Genomic DNA, 1,659 nt, shown 5'->3' on the forward strand with positions numbered 1-1,659 from the left:
GGCTCTGACAAGATTTTCGTAGCCGTTGATCGACTTTGCGGTATCGGCCTCGGTAAGTGCCTTGGTGGGGGAGGCTGGTGGCGTGTGATGTCGAGTTGACGGCGCTGCTTCCCCACCTGGCTTCGGTGCTGGTCGAGGCAGTGGAGGCAGGCGAGGGCCTGGTCAGGATCACGGTGCGGACTGCCACCGGGGTCTCAGTGATCTGCCCGGGCTGCGGGCAGGAGTCGGCGTGGGAGCACAGCCGGTACGTGCGGCATGTCGCCGACGAGGCGATCGGCGGGAGACCAGTGGTGATCGACTTGTCGGTGCGCCGCTTGTACTGCGAGAACTCGGACTGTTCCAAGACCACGTTCGTCGAGCAGGTCCCCGGGCTGACGGTGCGCTACCAGCGGCGGACCCCCGCCCTGCAGAAGGTGATCGCATCGGTTGCGACGGCCCTGGCCGGGAGAGCCGGGGCCCGGTTGCTGGTCCATCTGCACCAGACCCTGTCGTGGGCGAGCATGCTGACCTGCTTGTTACGCATCCCCCTGCCCGCCTTGGCTGTGCCCGCGGTTCTCGGTGTGGACGACTTCGCACTGCGGCGCGGCCACCGCTATGCCACGATCCTGATCAACGCCGAGACCCGCGAACGCGTCGAGGTCCTGCCCGACCGCAAGGCCGAGACTCTGACGGCCTGGCTACGTACCCATCCGGGCATCGAGGCGGTCTGCCGGGACGGCGCGGCCGGATACGCGCAGGCTGTCACAGACGCACTGCCCCAGGTGCCGCAGATCACCGACCGCTGGCATCTGTGGCACAACCTCGGCGAGGCTGTCCTCAAGGAGGTCCACGCGCACGCCGGCTGCTGGGCGAAATGCGGACCGCCCTCCCAGGCCCGTGTCCGCGAGGAAACTACCCGGGAACGCTGGCATCAGGTCCACACCCTGCTCGACCAGGGCGTCGGCCTACTGGACTGCGCCCGCCGCCTGCAACTGGCGCTGAACACCGTCAAACGTTATGCCCGCGTCCCCGAGCCCGAGCAGCTGAAGAAGGCCCCGCAGTACCGGCCCACCCTGGTCGACCCCTACCGTGACCACCTGCGACGGCGCCGCGAGGAGGACCCCGCCGTGAGCGTCAGGCAGCTCCTGAAGGAGATCAAGGACCTCGGCTACCAGGGCAGCTCGAACCTCCTCTACCGCTACATCAACCAAGGCCGAGTCGAGTCCGACCGCCCCGCCGTCTCACCTCGCCGCCTCAAGGGCCTGCTGTGTACCGAGCCCGAGCAGCTCAAGGACAAGGACCGCGAGCTCCTCGCAGTGCTGACCGGGGCCTGCCCCGAGATGACCGCCCTGGCCGGGCACATCCGTTCCTTCGCGGCCCTGCTCACCCCCGCCGCCGACAACGCCCGACACCTCGAGGAGTGGATCTCCCAGGTCCGCGACTACGACCTGCCCCACATGCACGCTTTCACTCGCGGCCTGGAACGCGACCACGACGCCGTCGTCAACGGATTCACCCTCCCGTTCCACAACGGCGGAACCGAAGGCGTCAACACCAAGACGAAACTGATCAAGAGACAGATGTACGGACGCGCTGGCTTCCGCCTCCTCCGCCACCGCATCCTCCTCAACTGATCCACACCGAGGCGCGATCAACGGCTACGAAAATCTTGTCAGAGCC

At 67.3% G+C, this 1,659-nt stretch carries 1 protein-coding gene; it reads left to right on the forward strand.

Annotated features, from left to right (window positions below; genetic code table 11):
* Positions 1–104 precede the first annotated feature (104 nt).
* Entirely contained in the window at positions 105–1,613 is a 1,509-nt protein-coding gene (locus ACGFSA_RS35135) for an ISL3 family transposase (RefSeq protein ID WP_393310241.1), read from the forward strand.
* Positions 1,614–1,659: the final 46 nt, after the last annotated feature.

The organism is Streptomyces sp. NPDC048496, assembly GCF_043200055.1.
Classification (GTDB): Bacteria; Actinomycetota; Actinomycetes; order Streptomycetales; family Streptomycetaceae; genus Streptomyces.